At 31.4% G+C, this 17,520-nt stretch carries 10 protein-coding genes and 1 tRNA gene; 5 read left to right on the top strand and 6 right to left on the bottom strand.

The window, feature by feature from the left end:
• Positions 1-2: 2 nt before the first annotated feature.
• The 3 genes from AACL19_RS02375 to AACL19_RS02385 form a co-directional block, all read right to left on the bottom strand.
• Positions 3-1,418, bottom strand: a complete 1,416-nt coding sequence (locus tag AACL19_RS02375) for an ankyrin repeat domain-containing protein (RefSeq protein ID WP_339046403.1) — start codon at positions 1,416-1,418, stop codon at positions 3-5.
• Between the two features lie 169 nt (positions 1,419-1,587).
• A complete protein-coding gene (locus tag AACL19_RS02380; protein WP_339046405.1) occupies positions 1,588-2,586 on the bottom strand; it encodes an ankyrin repeat domain-containing protein in 999 nt (332 codons plus the stop codon).
• Positions 2,546-3,022 (bottom strand): ankyrin repeat domain-containing protein, encoded by a 477-nt coding sequence (locus tag AACL19_RS02385; protein WP_339046407.1) that lies wholly within the window; start codon positions 3,020-3,022, stop codon positions 2,546-2,548. Before AACL19_RS02385 ends, AACL19_RS02380 begins: the two co-directional genes overlap by 41 nt.
• 237 nt (positions 3,023-3,259) lie before the next feature.
• On the opposite strand from AACL19_RS02385, the gene rpsD reads away from it, so the two are divergent.
• The 5 genes from rpsD to AACL19_RS02410 all read left to right on the top strand — a co-directional run bounded on the left by rpsD (position 3,260) and on the right by AACL19_RS02410 (position 6,561).
• Positions 3,260-3,907: a 30S ribosomal protein S4 gene (gene rpsD, locus AACL19_RS02390; protein ID WP_339046409.1), complete on the top strand. Its 648-nt coding sequence runs from the start codon at positions 3,260-3,262 to the stop codon at positions 3,905-3,907.
• 4 nt (positions 3,908-3,911) lie between these two features.
• Positions 3,912-3,999 (top strand) — tRNA-Leu (locus AACL19_RS02395).
• A 15-nt stretch (positions 4,000-4,014) separates the two neighbouring features.
• On the top strand, positions 4,015-4,212 hold the full coding sequence (gene iscX, locus AACL19_RS02400) for a Fe-S cluster assembly protein IscX (RefSeq protein WP_339046411.1): 198 nt from the start codon (positions 4,015-4,017) through the stop codon (positions 4,210-4,212).
• A gap of 29 nt (positions 4,213-4,241) precedes the next feature.
• Positions 4,242-5,804 (top strand): hypothetical protein, encoded by a 1,563-nt coding sequence (locus AACL19_RS02405; RefSeq protein ID WP_339046413.1) that lies wholly within the window; start codon positions 4,242-4,244, stop codon positions 5,802-5,804.
• 535 nt (positions 5,805-6,339) lie between these two features.
• Positions 6,340-6,561: a hypothetical protein gene (locus AACL19_RS02410; RefSeq protein WP_339046415.1), complete on the top strand. Its 222-nt coding sequence runs from the start codon at positions 6,340-6,342 to the stop codon at positions 6,559-6,561.
• A 1,136-nt stretch (positions 6,562-7,697) separates the two neighbouring features.
• Here the strand turns inward: AACL19_RS02410 and AACL19_RS02415 are convergent.
• The 3 genes from AACL19_RS02415 to AACL19_RS02425 all read right to left on the bottom strand — a co-directional run bounded on the left by AACL19_RS02415 (position 7,698) and on the right by AACL19_RS02425 (position 17,473).
• The gene (locus tag AACL19_RS02415) at positions 7,698-14,030 is read right to left on the bottom strand and encodes an ankyrin repeat domain-containing protein (RefSeq protein WP_339046417.1); all 6,333 of its coding nucleotides are present in this window, start codon (positions 14,028-14,030) and stop codon (positions 7,698-7,700) included.
• 81 nt (positions 14,031-14,111) lie between these two features.
• Positions 14,112-15,164: an ankyrin repeat domain-containing protein gene (locus AACL19_RS02420; protein ID WP_339046419.1), complete on the bottom strand. Its 1,053-nt coding sequence runs from the start codon at positions 15,162-15,164 to the stop codon at positions 14,112-14,114.
• A gap of 98 nt (positions 15,165-15,262) precedes the next feature.
• The gene (locus AACL19_RS02425; RefSeq protein WP_339046421.1) at positions 15,263-17,473 is read right to left on the bottom strand and encodes an ankyrin repeat domain-containing protein; all 2,211 of its coding nucleotides are present in this window, start codon (positions 17,471-17,473) and stop codon (positions 15,263-15,265) included.
• Between the last annotated feature and the right edge of the window lie 47 nt (positions 17,474-17,520).

Genomic DNA, 17,520 nt, shown 5'->3' on the forward strand with positions numbered 1-17,520 from the left:
GTTTAGCTAATTGAAGAACTTGATATAGGCACTAGCTCAGTAACTGCTTCAACGTTTTCCAATTCATTAGTTGCTAATGTACTATTATACTGTTCTTGATTATCAACGTTAATTTGAGTAGCAATGTTTGCTGATTCCATACTTGAATTCTTATTAATATAAAATGCTTTCTCTTTATCGCCATAGTATACCACAAGTGTACAAAACATAAGTACCACTGTTGTCATAGCAGAGATAAAAAGGGCTGCTTCTTGCATACCAAGCAGGAAGCAACAAATAGCTCCTATAGTAAATGGTGATATCAATACTATGATAGAACATAAAAATTTACCTCTATTTTGTAATTTAGAGTTACAGAAACCATTAATATCGTTAATTGTACTGAAAGAAGAAGTGGATATTCTAGTGTTAGCTGGTTTGAAGAGCTCTATCATTTCTGTATTTCTTTTCATTTTTGCATAACTTAGTGGCGTATTACCAGAACAATCTTCTGCATTAATATCAGCCCCTGCTTTTATAAGAAGCATAGCAATGTCAGGTCTGCTCTCCAGAACAGCAATATGCAAGGGGGTTATTTTTTTACAATTTTTTGTGTTAATATCAGCCTTTGCATTAATTAATAGCTCAACCATATCAACGTTACCTTTCACAGTTGCATCGTGTAAAACTGTGTTACCTTCAGTATGTTTGATGTTAACGTCAGCCTTATAACTTATCAAAAGGTTAGACATATGCATGTTATTATTTGTAACAGCTATATATAAAGGTGTCCTAGTGAGTTTGTCTTTGAAATCTATATTAGCCCCTGAATTTACAAGTAACTTAACCATGTTAGGATTGTTTTTCTCAACAGCAATATGTAATGCTGTAGTACCTGCACAAGACCCTAGACTAATATTAGCTTTTAGGTTTATAAGAAGCTTAATTATACTTATATTATTACTATTGGCAGCAATGTGCAGTGCTGTATATCCTCCTTCACTAATCTCATTAATATCTATTTTGATGGTAGTAACTAATAATTTAATAACTTCAGGACTGTTATAAAGAGCAGCTAAATGCAAGGGTGTATGGCCATAATAATCTCCTTCGTCAGTGAGAGCACCATTCTTTGTAAGTAACTCGACAATAGATATTTCATCATTTTCAGTGGCAAGATGCATTGGTGTAAACCCAGATAAATCTCGTGGGTTAACATCGGCGTTTTCTTCTATAAGAAGATGAACAGTATCTATATCACGATTATGAACTGCATGGTGTAAAAATGTCATGCAGTATTTATCTGGTGTATCAAGTGTCATATTGTACCCAGTAAGTATTTTATTCACTTCACAACCTGATTCTTGTTTATTCAAGTTACTATTATGTACAATTTGATATATTTCATTATAGCATTTATCATAATTGTCTATACTCATGTCAATACCCCTTGAGTTTTAGAATATATACTATATTTAGTATAAAATTATTAGCTCGCAAGGATTTATACTTATCTCCAAATCTTTCTAACAAAGAATAAGGGTTAGCATCTTTTAGTGTATATTAAGTATTCAACAGGTTAGGGATAAATTACAATAGCAACATTTATCAGGTTGGAGTACTCAGAATAGGCATTAATTCAGAAGATGGAACAATGTTAAAATTTCTCGTTTTCCTAGTATTTTTTAACTCATTCATTTCTAATATACTATTATGCTGTACTTGATTATCAACATTAATTTGAGTAGCAATGTTTGCTGATTCCATACTTGAATTCTTATTAATATAGAATGCTTTCTCTTTATCGCCAAAGCATACCATAAGTATACAAAACATAAGTACCACTGTTGTCATAGCAGAGATAAAAAGGGCTGCTTCTTGCATACCAAGCAGGAAGCAACAAATAGCTCCTATAGTAAATGGTGATGTAAACGCTATAATAGCACATAAAGCTTTACATTTATCTTGTAATTTATAGTTATGAACTTCATTGACATCTTTAATTGTGATCAGAGAAGGAATAGATACTTCAGTATTATCTAACTTAAGAAATTCTATTATTTTTCTATTTTTTTTTATTTCCGCATAGCTTAATGGCGTATTATCAGAATGATCCTTTGCATTAATATCAGACCCTGCCTTTACAAGAAGTATAGTGATGTTAAGTCTATTATCCATAACGGCAATATGTAAGGGAGTTATTTTTTCGTAATTTTTTACATTAACATCAGCTCTCATATTGATTAATAGCTTAATTATATCAACATTATTTTTTACAATTGCAATATACAAAGCTGTATAGCCGTCATTATCTTTGATATCAACATTAGCCCTATAACTTATTAGACGAGTAGCCATACATATGTTATTATCAACAACAGTCAAGTATAAAGGTGTTCTACCAAGTTTGTCTTTTTGGTCTATATCAGCTCCTGACTTTATAAGTATCTTAACTATATTGGGGTTATTTTTCTCAACGGCAAGATGTAATGCTGTAAGGCCAGCACTAGACCCTAGATTAACATCAGCCTCTAGGTTTATTAGAAGTTCAGCCGTATTTATATCATTATTGAAAACAGCAAGATGTAATGGTGTGTCCTCCATCATTAACTTCATTAATATCTACTTCTAAGGCAGTAACTAATAATTCAATGGTTTCTAAATTACCATAAAAAGCAGCTATATGTAGAGGTGTGCAACCAAAGTGGTCTTCTTCATTAGGACAGGCATCCCTACCTGCAAGCAAATTAATAATATGTATATCGTTATTTGCAGCAGCAAGATGTATGGGTGTAAAACCCGCATAACCTCGCATATGAATATCAGCTCCCTCCTCTATTAGGAAAGTGGTAGTATGTATATCACGATTATAAATTGCACAGTGCAAAAATGTGTTATCGTATTGATTTTTTGTATCAAGTGTTATATCGTATTTTGTAAGTATTTTATTTAATACATAACTTAATTCTTGTTTATTCAAATCACTATTATGTGCAACTTGGCATATATCATTGTAGTATTTATTATATTCAGCCATGCCCATATCAATACTCCTTCCATTGACAAGAGTTTATACTTTAATTAGTATAAAATTGTCAATGGTAGAAAACTGAAGCTTTAAAATTTGTATCAAAATAATTTCTAATGAAGAAAAAGATTAAAGATTAACTTTTTTAGTATATTATAAAATATTCAGTGCGTTAGATATAAGCCATAAAAGAAGTTGACACAGAGGCACAGAAACCTAATAATTTAATTAATTTTTAGAATTCAATATTTTATGGGAAACATGATAAGTAGGAAATACGGCGTTAGCCGTAGGTATGGTGTAAATTTATGGGGTCAAGCTAAAGATCCAGTAAATTCACGCAAATATCCACCAGGGCAACATGGTACTTCTGGTTTTAAGAAGCTTTCTGATTTTGGGAAACAGTTTGCTGCACATAAAAAGCTTAAGGCTTACTATAATTTTCGTACTAGTAGGCAATTTAAAAATATATTTGTAAAAGCAAAGAAGATGGTAAAGAAAGTCGGTAATATAATAGATAGTTTTACTGGCTTACTTGAATCACGTTTAATGTCGGTATTGTATCGCTCTGAGCTTGCATCAACAATTTTTATGGCTAGACAATTTGTATCTCATAGCCATGTAACTGTTAATGGTAAAATGGTAAATATTGCTAGTTATACGGTTAAACCTGGTGATCTTATAAAAATTAAGAAGAAGTTAATTCACTCAAATGGAAAGAAGGAATCAGAAGTTCAGTTAGGGGCACTTGCATCAGCCCCTTATTTGAAAGTGGGTGTGTGTGTTGAGGACAAGCAGGAATATTATGTAATAGAATATTTAAGAATGCCAAAGTTGTCCGAGATTCCTTATCCAATTGATATGGAAGTCAATTTAATTGTTGAATTCTTCTCAAGATAATATTGCCCGTGTGGCGGAATTGGTAGACGCAGCGGACTTAAAATCCGTGGGTTATTACAACCTTGGGAGTTCAAGTCTCCCCATGGGCACCATTTATGTGATATAATATGGTAAAATGGACTGACATAGAGGATATAGCAATTGCTTTAGAGGATGTATATCCTGATGAAGATATAGCAAATATTAGATTCATTAAACTTAAAAAGATGGTAACCTTGTTACAGGGTTTTAATGATAATCCAGATAGGTGCAATGAAAGAATACTTGAAGCAATACAGTTAAAATGGATTGAAGAACGTAGTTAAAAATATATAGAGTAGCAATAGGGGGTGTTGTGAGTGGACAAATCATACAAAAGTTAACAAAAAAGTTAATGGAAGGTGTTAAAGTAGATATACCTGTAGTTTCTCCAACTCAGGAAGTTGTTGGGGAAGTGGTAACTTTTCTGAGAAAATATTCTACTAATGGTACGATACCATTAGCTATTTCTACTTCTCTTGCGACTTTTACATTATCCTACTTTATTGGTTTTTCCTTAATTAATACAAGAAATCAAAGTATACATGGATATGTAATTATTGCTTCTATTTTATCATCACTTCTTATTTTATCACTCATACTTAATTCATGGTATAGAACAATTGCCAAGAATGAAAAAACAGGAAATGAGTTATTAAACAGTGATCTAAACAAAGATGGTAAAGGTGGGATAGATAAAATAAAGATTATTTTAGATTTTAAAGAAGGAAGAACACTTGAATATGTTGTTCCAGTTAATTTAAGTCGAATAGATGAATTAAGGCATCAGGCAAGAGAAAGTAGATATAGAATTTTATTGTTATCTATTCCTATAGTAATGCCAACTATAACACTACTGGCAATGTTAGCAGCCAGTGAATTCAACATTAAAAATCTTTATGTTGATATTCCAATATTAATTTTATTTTTTTCTATTTTCCTTGCAAAGTTGGGCTTTACTGTATGCAAAGCAAAAGAAAACAAAATGAGTGATTACACTTCTTTACAATTTAGTAATAACGATATTCTATTTAATTTTAGAAGTAAAAGTTTGAAGATAACAGTGATAAATGAGCAATTCAAGAAGCAAGATCTTGATAAGAAAGAAGATAAAAAGGAAACAGAAAATAATGAAGATGAGTGTTGTTCTGGTACAGATTTGAACGAAGAAGAGCATGGATCACCTGTTACTCGTAGTGATAGTAGTGATACAATGTATAGCGCAGTCAACGCTAAACGAACTTCACTTATTACTGAAGATAGACAAGAAGAATCAGAAGAATCAAGACCATGGTTTAGTGGTATAGGAGCAAAGGCAGGAGAAGCATTAGGAAAAGAAATAGCACGGCCAGTTGGACAAGCTGTGTGTGCAATAGAGAAAACATGCAAAGATATATCAAAAGCAGCACAAGGAGCAGAGCAAATGGGACGTGATGTATCAGAATTAAAGGCACCAATAAAGCAAATGTGTGAAGACGTATCAAATGCAACAAAGCAGCTTAAACATACATTAAGAGACGTATCTAAAACTGCAAAACAGATAAATCAGACTTCTGTTCATATTTCAAAGTTTTTTAAAAGGTTAGAGTCTTATTTTCCAAGTAAAAATGATAATACTTATTCAAATATGTTACTTGAAGATATATTACCAATACTGAGCTTTAATCTTAAAGGTGGCAAAAATTGCTTAGATGACACTATAAGTAATTTAGTAGATGGTAAAGTAATAGTCACTTATCAGAAAGGTTCAACTTTAGAGTTTCCCACACCTACAAAAAAAACTGGAGCAATGGCAGAAATGAGTAGCTTTGTGGGATCATATATAGAAGGTTTAAAAGTGACAGTAGGAAAAGATGGTTTTATTTTGGGAAAAGATTGAAAGTTTAAAATGTAATAGTGGTTGAGTTAAAATTTCGTTTATATCATAAACAAAAAGCTCTCTAAGAACCTATCTTAAAAAGGAATGAGGAAAAGAATATGATAAGACAAATAAAAGATAGGAGAATAAGTGACAAGGAATGGAAAATTTTGGAGTTGCATAAGGGGCAATAGAAGGAAGCATAACATTACAACAATGTGACAAGATGAGGGGTATGCTGCCAAAAACCATGGAAGGAGGATATGATGCTGGCAAGAAAATAAATCTTGTAATTGCTGTTAAAATTACACCTCCTTATTCAGGCTAAAGAAAAAGTTACAGAAAGGATATACAGGTAAATTACAAGTTAACAGGATAACAATTACCAAAAAAGTAGTTGATACAGGATTTTAGGTTATTCCTAAACGCTGGATTGTTGAAACTCCAATTTTAGGCGAAGAATTATTAGCACTCTCCCCAAAAGCTAATATTTTCTTTAATATATTATGCTTCGTAAATTAGCTCATTTTTAAGTTTGTAGACAGGTTCTAAAGAAATGGTAAATATTCTAATGAATAACGGTGCAGATCCAAATATAGGTGATTGGGGAGGAATCACACCTATACATGACACTAATGGAAATCCAGCACCTAAAGTTAATGAAGGAGGTAGTTTAAAGATTTTCATTAAAAATATTCAATGTCAAACTAAATTTTTAGCTCAGGTCAATTTTCAATCTATTGGGAGAGAAGATATCAAAAAGCCCAATTTGGTATAGCATCTGCCTTCTTTATGTAGTTAGCTTAAGCTTTAGTATTTTAGTGATTTGATATGGATCTAATTGTACTAAATACAGATATTTACAGGTCAGAGAGGAATTATCAGAGAATGCAAATTATGTAGAATCTGATCATATACATATTCTATATCTCCAAATATCCAACAATATATTAAACAGGAATTTGGGCAACTAAGAAAAAGGTATTTGAGCAATTTGCTGTCACAATGTCAATTCTACAGATATGCAAAGGTATATTAAGGAACATGCAATAATTGCAATATTTTAGAGTTTTAAAACTTGCTTTATAAACTTTAACTCATACCACCAGCTAAAGCTGGTGGTAATTGATGATTTAAAACAAAAAATGAGCAGGACTTCTACTCTGTATGATGCTCTAAACGTTTCTCAAAATATGGTCATACACTGCTATTTCATAAATGTATACAATGATAAGCGTTAGCTTAAACTTAAGAAGTCAGAGAGCTCAAGACAAAATACTACGTTTTCTAACATCAACAAAAATCCAGATTTACTCTCAAAACTACAAAAGGTACCCATGTTTTAGAGAAAAAAGGCTTAAAAAGCTACGTTATGGAAAGTGAAACAGGGGATTATTTTATAGCATAATTAGATACAAAGGTATACGTGTACACTGGATGAAATATGTTACTGTAGCAGGTTTAAGATCATGCCAAAATTAGAATAGAGAAAAGTTCGTATAAGTTGCTATGGTGGACCATTCCACCCTCTCTAAACTTTTTCTCTGTTTGATTCTTGAGTACTGTAAAATGGCCTATAGCAGTATATTCTAGTAATAGTATGAAGTAATGAAGGTACTTACCCTTCAGAGAAAAAGGAAAATAATAACAGGTAAAGTTCGGTAAATATAACATTTTCGTTCAGCTCTAGTTTCAGTTAAAATATATAAATCAAATTATCTTATTTAATGTATCAAAGAATTAATTGTTTTCTTTAACTTTATATGTATGGTTTTTGAGTACTAACATATTGCAACTGACTTCGATATAATATCTTAATTCTGCCATATTGCGAGGGAAAGTATCCTTTTTTCTATCTGGAAAATTTTATTAACTTGGACAATGTGTTATATGTAAATATTTCCACAATATTACCTAAAGTTTTAAATCTCTTACTCGGCTTTCTACATTAATATCTTGTAAATTTTGATCTGGTTTTTTTAACATTTTTAATAATTCACTTGCAAGGTCTTTGTGTTCATTGATTATTGCAACTTGAACTAGTGATTTGCCTTGATCGTTACGAGCATTTGTAATTGCTAGAAATTCGTTGAGATTTTTATCTCTTATTGTTTCTAATTCTTTGACTATTTCATAGTTACCACTTTTAGCTCCTTCAAATAATCTACTAATCAACTGCAATAAACAAGCAATATCAGAATTTTTAGCATCTTTAGCAAAATCCAGTGGCATTTTACTGCCTTTACTACTAGCAACATCAAACATTGCACCATGTTTTAGTAAAGAATATACAACTTCAAAATGATTAAACTTAGCAGCGTAATGGAGTGGAGTTAAGCTGTTATCATTAGCAATGTTTACATTTGCACCGCTCTTAAGTAGAATGTTAGCAATGTTGATATAGCCTTTCCATGAGGCATAAAGTAAGGGTGTTCCAAAATGAATACTTCTGCTATTGATTAATACTCCCCTTTCAATGCAGCTTTGAACTTCTGAATAATTGTTATTTCTTATAGCATTGAATAGCTTTTCAATTAGCTTTAGTAATGCTTCAATTTCTGAATAACCTTTTTCTGATACAGTTTGTAAAGGTGTAGATTTATCATAACTTTCATCATCAAAATAAGCTCCTTTATCTAGCAAAGTCTTAATAACTTCTTTATATCTCCCAAATACAGCATAGTGTAACGGTGTTCTATAACTTGAATCAATAGCATTGATGTTTATATCTTTAGCCCCTAAAAGAGCAAGGACTGCTTTTAGATGACCATTAGCACTAGCGAGGTGTAGTGGCGTCATACCAATGTGGTCATCAATACCATCAACATTAGCTTTATTTTGTAATAAGATTTCAATAACTTTTTCATAACCTTTCTGGGCACTCCAGTGTAATGGTGTTCTACCACCTTTATCAGTAAAATTAACATTAGCTCCTTTTAACAAGAGAACTTTTGCTGCTTTTTCCTGACCCTGTTGAACAGCATGGTGAAGTGGGGTCCACATTTCTTCATCAGGATTATCTATTTTAGCTCCCTCATTTAATAAAATTTCAACGATATTTTCATGACCATAAAAGGCAGCACGATGTAATGCTGTTGCTCCATCTTTTGCTCTAGCATCAATTTTTGCTCTATGATTTAAAAGAACCTTAATAATTCCTTCATAACCTTTTGCTGCAGTCAACTGTAACGGTGTTTGGCTATTATTATCAGCCGTATTAACTTTTGCTCCTCTTTTGAGTAAATCTTCAACTATATCCTGATGGCCTTCACGAGCAGCAAGATGTAAAGGAGTACAACCATCATCAGCTTTTATATCTATATTAGCTCCGTTTTTTAATATAACTTCAACCATTTCTTTATGGCCTTTTCTTATAGCTAAGTGTAATGATGTAATAGCAAAGGGTATCTTATCTTTTCCTAGAATATTTTCTAAAACATTAACATTGGCTCCTCCAGTAAGTAGAGCTTCAACTACTTTTACATGACCTAGTCGCACTGCTAAAAATAAAGGAGTGCAATTCTCATTATCCCTAACATCAATATTAGCTTTATTTTTTAACAAGACTTCAATAACTTCACTTTTATTACCTGCAGCTGCTACATGTAATGGAGCCCAGCCATTTTCAGCTTTAGTATTAACAATAGTACTATCGTTTTGCAGTAAAATTTCAGCAATTTCCTTGCAGTCATTTGCAACTGCTAGATGTAATAAAGTGCCCTGAATATCTTCTCTAAAGATATCTATCCTAGCTCCTCGTTTTAATAAAACTTTAGCAACTTTCACATGTCCATTTTTAACAGCTAAATATAATGGTGTTATATCATTTTTAGCTTTAGCATTAACACAAGCCCCATTATTTAATAAAGTTTCCACTATACATTCATGACCTCTTGCTGCTGCAAAATGTAAGGGTGTCCAATTTGTATGATCTAGAACATTAACATTGGCTCCTCCAGTAAGTAAAGCTTCAACTATCATTACATGACCTTCTTGCGCTGCTAAACGCAAAGGAGTACAATCTTCATTGTCTACAGCACTAGCATTTGCTTTATTTTTTAGTAGAACTTTGACTATCCCTAAATGACCATTTTGCACTGCTACTCGTAAAGGTGTCCAGTTATCGTTATCCTTAGCATTAACATTAGCTCCATTTGCAAGTAGAAACTCAACTATCTCTAAATGTCCACCTTCTGCTGCACGATTTAGAGGTGTACTACTATTAGATTTAGTATTTACACCTGTTTTTTTAAATAGAACCTTAACTATCTCCAGATGATCATTTTCTGCTGCCAAATGTAGTGGTGTATTACCTTTACCTGTTTTTGCCTTAGGATTTGCCCCATTGTCAAGTAAAGTATTAACTACATCTAGTCTACCATCATGTGCTGCGTAATGTAAGGGTGTCCACTTATTATTATTTGGATCATCAACCTTTGCTCCTTTTTTAAGTAGGGTTTTAACTACTTCATCGTAACCATATTCTGCTGCATAACATAAAGATGTAGAACCGTTTGCAGTTTTAGCATTAATATCAACGCAATTTTGGATTAGAGTTTTAGCCACCTCCAAATGACCATAACGTGCAGCAAAGTGCAAAGGTGTAGCAGTATTATTAATTGTTTGAGCTCGAGCATTTGCCCCTTCTGCAAGTAAAACCTTAACTATCTTGTCATAACCACCCTTTGCTGCAAAATGTAATGGTGTATAACCATTTTTATTAACCTTACTAACATTGGCCTTATTATCTATTAAAAGCTGAGCAACGTCTAAATGACCATATTCTGCAGCTAACTGTAATGCTGTGACATTATTATTACCTAGATAATCAACCTTACCGCCATTTATCAGTAAAATCTTAACTATATCAAAATAACCCTGCCGTGTTGCTGCATGTAAAGGTATCCAATTATTACCTAGAATATTAACTTTTGCTTTCTTTATCAATAGAGCTATCACTACTTCTAAATTACCACGCCAAGCTGCAGAGTACAAGGGTGTTAAACCATCAACTGATTGATTATTAACATTGGCTCCATGTGCAAGTAAGGTTTTAACTACTTCTACGTAGTCTTGTTGAGCTGCACAGGATAATGGTGTATCGCCTTCGTTCGTTTTAGCATTAATATTTGCTTTCTTTTTAAGCAGAATCTTAACTACTTCTAAGTGACCATTATAAGATGCAAAATGTAAAGGTGTCCAATCGTCACCACCAGTAGAATTAACTGTATTTTTTTTGTTCAATAAAAGAAGTATTATAATATCCTTATGGCCATTTTGTGCTGCATAGTGTAATGGTGTTAAATTACTTATATCTTTAGCTTCAATATCGGATCTGTACTTCAATAAAATTTCTACTACATCCTTATGACCATTTTTAGTAGCAATGTGTAAAGGGGTTTTTCCATTATTGCCAAGATCATTAACACATAACCCTTTTTCTCTTATAAAAAATTCTACAATACTTTTTCTTCCATAAGCAGCAGCAATATGTAAAGGTTTTTGATTTTCAATATCTTTAGCATTAACATCCAAGTCATAATCAAGGAAAAATTTAGTAGCTTCTAAACTACCCCCAGCAGCAGTAAAATGTAATAAAGTCCATTGGTTAATATCTCTAGCCTTTACATCTGCTCCTTTACTAATACAATCTTTTATCTTATCAAGATCACCTTTCCTTGCAGCTTTAAACATCTCTTGCTGATTAGTAACCAGATTTAAATTATAAATATAATGATCTCTTAAATAAGAAAGATTATCTAGTATTGACCGACCAATTTTTCTTGTAGCCAAATTTTTTTCTTCCTTAATTAATTTTAAGGCATTAGAAATAATTATGATTGATGTATCAAATTGTAAGACATTAATTAAAGCATTACCGTGCGCTAAATGGTTACGCAAACATCTTCCAATTAATAGAGGAGAGTACTTATCTAAAAATAGCAGGTTATTTCCTAGGTATCCAAGATGCTGCAAAACTTCCGTTATATCAAGCACAAGCATTTCTACTATTAATTGTAATTCTTTATTCTTTTTATAATGAGAAAATTTCTCTATTAGATTTGAGTCATTTAACAATTCATTAGCACTTAAAATACTTTTTAATGTGCCTAATCTTTTATTTAAACAGTCTTGAGCTTTGATACCTTGAATCTTTTGTTCTGTAACAATAGAAGAGACCCCATCTTTATCTGCAGTAATTCTCTCTTTCAGTACCTCTATTCCTTTAATTCCTCCTATCTCCAATCTTATAGTATAGCAAATACTATTAATTAAATGATTAATTTTACCAAACTTACTAGAATGTGTTCTTAGTTTAGCGCTGTCATAGATTTTATAAACTAACTGTGGAATATCTTTAAAATTTTCAAACTGTATTTTTGATTCTATATTTATAGTATTTATGTATTTTACTGTCTTATAACCTTTACTACTGCTAACTTGATTAACATAATCTCCTATACTTGCTATATTGAAAATTTGACTTGCATAATTTACTTGAATATCTATCAACTTGGTTTCTTCTAAATTGATTATTTTTTTAATTTGATCAAATAACTTACTTTCACATGGCGTTTTATCATCAATCTCTTCATCTAATTCATCAATTAAACTCTTAAGTTTTATAAATTCTTTTGTATTAATTGTATCTTCCAATTTTATTTCTTTTAAATCAGGTATTATGCTAATAAGAACATCGGCAAGTTTCTTAGCTGCCTTTAAATCTTTACTATCAGTGATCTGTTTTAAGAACGTTCTAATTGCTTCAGCTTTATTCTTTTCTCGAAGAAGAGTAATTTCTATTTTTATTTTTTTTAAATCATTTTGAACATTGGAAAAATAACTAGCGTCTTCACTTTCCTCGATTTCTATTCTTTTTTTCAATGAATAAAAATGCGATAGTAAATTACGAAATGATTTAATAACTTCTCCAGTACTTTTTTGCAATTCTGAGGATAGCAGAACCTCCATGATGTCATTAGATATATTAGGAGACTCTGAAGTATTCTTTAGATATTCTCCAGTAACCTGTAAGACCCTTGCAATAATTAATCGACCTTCTTCTTTTCTAGAATCAGCTGTTAAGGCCAATTCAATATAATTAGCCATTTTTTCTAAGGAATAAATATTTTTAACCTGTTCATAATCTTTATATAACTCTTTAAACAGAGGACAGTTACTAATAATAGTTGCAACCACTATCTCACGTTTTAATTGTGGACATTTACTATTAACATCTGCTTTACTTATTTCAGCTTTCTCAAGCTTTATAGCAAAATTTTCTAGGTGGAGTAGTATCTTATTTTTGGTTAATGTAGAGCTGTAAATTAGATTTATTTCTTGACAACTTATTTTAGAATTAATGAAAGCAATTAAGCAGAATTCTATCTCTTCCCAAGGTAACTTATAGTAGGTTGATTTTAATTGTCGCTTTAGTATATGAATATTTTGTGCAATAAATTTTGCTATAAATAAAAATCTTTCATCTATTTCTTCTACATTTGAATACTCTGCCTTTAATAAGTTAATATTTTCAAGTACTAACTCAATTCGTTCTTTAACATTGCTAAGAGAAGCCTTAACATTTTTAATTTGTCTAGAGTTATCAGAGAAGAAACGGAGATTTATTAGTTTATTTTCAACAAAAACTTCCATTTCATCTGCTAATAGTACGTTCTTTAATTTTAATTCTTCATAAGCCTTTGAAAGAGTTTCATCTAATTTTTCTGGATGAGTAGTGAAATAATCACCTGGCCACTTATTAATTAGCGTATTAAGAAGCTTAACATTACCCGAATGTACAGCATAATAAAAGGCATTATGACATTCCCCATCTTCATCACTAGGTAATATAGTATTTTTTCCAATATTAAGAGATAAATTATCTAAAATTTTGCTATCGTTGCCAAATAGGTAGTCTAGCATTTTAATCTTATTGTGTTTACAAGCTAAGATAATTAAGTTAGTACCTCTGAGAGGGTTGTTAGAATTATTATAACAAGTCCTTAATGTTACTTTATCTTTTATATTACTTATATAATCAACTAGCTTACTTAAGTTTTGCAAATTATTAATATTGCCGGTTAATACCGCTTGTTTAAGCTCAGTTAAAATTTGAAGATAAAATTCTTTTGCTTCTATTTCATCATATTTTTTATATTGTCTTATGAATTCCTCTTTGGATTTAGAAATAAGTGATAAAAGTTTTGGTTGATAAAAGTCAGTTTGTTTTTCAGATGCATACATAAATATTTTTAACACTAATGATCATACTATAATTAGTATAGCAAATATAACCTACCGATATAGTTTTAAATGCAATAAAGACTATAATTCTAGTCTAGCTTTCTTAGGAGAAGCATGAGAATTTATAAAAGCCGTGGCTTCACCAAGTTTAGTAATTGGTTGTTGAATGCTACTTTGGCTAGCTTTATTACTAAAAGCCTCATAAGGACTATCTGTTACTATTAGATTTAATAAATCATCATTGGATAAATACTTGGCTATATTACGTTTACAATCAAGGTTAAGAATAACTTCCTTTTCATAAACCTTAAGCTTATCTAATTTATTTAGTAATTCTTCCCTTTTTCTACCATATTCTAATTTATTTATTATTAAATCATTATAAATGGGATATTTATTTTTGTAACATTCTGTGATTTCTCTACTTTTTGTATATGATGCTATTTTATTTAGATCTTTTTCTACATAAAATCCGTAAAGTGAAATACCATTATTCATTTTATCCTTTTTCATCTCTGCGATTTCACAAATACATCTGTCTAGATAATGCGATAATTTACTATAAGTACTAAATTCCTTATAAGGAGTTAAGTTAATAATTTTTCTATAATCTGCGTTGAAATTCCTTATTAGAGTAAATTTAATAAGTAATTCAGCATATGCTAGATTACTACCTACAGCGTTATCCAAGGGTGTAGAATGGTTGTCATAAAGCCGGCTTTCACGGTTTCTTATATTAATATCAGCTCCATATTCTAATAATTCCTTAATAATTGCTTCTGAAGAATTTCGTTTTACAGCATGATTAAGTGGAGTATTACCTTTACGGTTTGTTGCATTGACATCAGCTCCATTCTTTAAAAGTTCTCTAACTAGTGCCAACTCCCTTCCCAAGGTTATAGCAGAATGTAATGAAGTTTCACTATACATGTTTCTTGCATTAACTGCAGCACCACGTAACAAAAGCTCTTTTGTAATTTCTACACTATTAGTATTATGAAGCAGTGTGCTTTTATCCTGTTCTACTCTAAGATTAACATTAGCACCTGTAGATAAAAGAACTTTAACTTTTTCAAAATCTCTCTCATAGACAGCTGCTCTTTCTAATTCTTTATTAATATTATTATTTAGCATATTTTGAAAACTCCCCTAAATTTTACTTACCCTATATCAAATTTTTGATACACCTCTAAGGTTTAGATATGTAGCCCTAAAAATTTCGTTCAAACAACCTAAATCTCCAAACTCCTGACTCGACTTTCTACATTGACATCTTGTAAACTCTGGCTTGGTTTTCTTAACATTTTTAATAATTCACTTGCAAGATCTTTATGTTTATTGATTATTGCAATCTGAATTAGTGATTTACCTTGATTGTTACGAGCATTTGTAATGGCTGTAAACTCATCGGGTTTTACTGCTTTCAACTTGCTAATAATTTTAACATTACCATTTTTTGTGTCTTCAAACAGCTCTTCAACTAGTTTCAGTAAATCGGTAATATTCTGATTTTTAGAATAATTAAACGGCATTTTATTATTACTTTTATCAATAGCGTTATAAATTGCACCATGTTTCAGTAAAGATTTTACAATTTCCCAAGAACCATTTTTAGCAGCAATGTGTAATGGTGTTATATCATTTTGAGCTTTAGCATTAACACGGGCTCCTTTATTTAATAAAGTTTCAACTATACATTCATGACCTCTTGCTACTGCTAAATATAAAGGTGTAGAATTGTTATACATTTTTGCATTAATATCTGCCCCATTTGTAATAAGAGTATTAGTTACCTTGAAGTGACCATATTGAACTGCAAAATGCAGAGCTGTGCCCCCGCTTTGATTTTCTTTGACACTTGCATCAGCACCATGTTTCAACAGAACAATAGACACTTTGTTATAACCTTTTTCTGCTGCAAAATGTAAGGGTGTCCAATTTGTATGATCTAGAACATTAACATCTGCTCCTCTTTCTAAGAGAAATTTCACTACCTCTAAGTAACCATGATCTGCTGCAAAATGTAGAGGTGTAGTACACTTAACTGTTCTAATATTAATATTGGCTCCTTTATTAACTAAAGATTTAGCCACCTCTAAATGACCATCATATACTGCATAGTGTAATGGTGTCCAGCTTCTATTATCTATAGCATTAACATCTGCTTTACTTTTAATGAGAAAATTTACTATCTCTAAATGATTGTGTTCTGCTGCTAAATGTAGAGCCGTCCTACCATTATCTATCCTTGCATTTATATTTGTTCCTTTTTCAATTAAGGCCTTTACTATTTTTAAAGAAAAACCATTATATGCTGCATTATGTAAAGGAATCCAATTCTGATCATCCATAGCATTAATGTTTGTTCCACTTTTAATTAAAAAATCACTTACTTCTAAATGACTTTGCTGGATTGCCAGATGTAAAGGTATGAAGCCTTCATTTTTTTTAACATTAACATTGGCGTTTTTTTCCAGTAGTAGCTTAACTATTTCTAAATGACCACTCTGAGATCCTATATGTAAAGCTGTAGAATTATCGTATGCTTTAGCGTTAACATCAATTCCCTTTACAAGAAGAAGAGACTTAACTACTTCAGGGTGATTACGTTCTGCCGCTAAGTGTAAAGGTGTAAGATTTTCATAATCCTTAGCATTAACATTAGACTTTGCTTTTAGTAAAATATCCACTAACTCTAAAAAGCCATTTTGAGATGCTAAGTGTAGAGCTGTAGTCCTATCACTTGTTTTAGCATTAACGTTTGCTCCTGTTTCAAGTAGAAACTTAACTACATCTAAATGAGCAAATTGCACTCCTAAGTGTAAGGGTGTAATATTTGTATGAATTCTCTTATCATAACTACCGATAGCTGAGGAACCAGAGTTAATATCAGACCCATGTGCGATTAGAGTTTTTACTATCTCAAGATAGCCATTCATACATGCGAAATGTAAAGGTCTTACATTATCATTATTTACAGCATTAACATCCAATCTCTTTTTAATAAGAACATTTACTATATCTAGATAACCATGTTCTGCTGCTAAATGTAACGGTGTATTAAGTTTATCTGTTTTAGCGCCAAAGTCTGCTCCATTTGTAATTAAAGTGTTGACTATACCTAAGTAGCCTTGTTGAGATGCAAAAATTAGAGGTGTAAACCCTAGCATAGCCTTATGATTTACATCTGCTCCATGTGCAATGAGAAAATCAACCATCTCTAAATGATTGTTTGCAATTGCAAAACACAGTGGTGTAAAACCATCATACTTAATCTGTGAATTAATATCCAACCCTTCTGCCAACAAAGTACTTACTAAATCAATTTTACCATTTCCTACTGCTAAGTGCAGTGGTGTAAGATTATTGTGTTTCTGAGCTTTATCATCTATATTTAAAAACTCTACATGAAACTGTAATTGATTCTGATTATTGGTAAGCATAAAAATCTTATATTAAGGAAACCTATGCTAAACATAGTGTCTATAGC

The sequence above is a fragment of the Candidatus Mesenet endosymbiont of Agriotes lineatus genome (genome assembly GCF_964019585.1).
Classification (GTDB): Bacteria; Pseudomonadota; Alphaproteobacteria; order Rickettsiales; family Anaplasmataceae; genus Mesenet.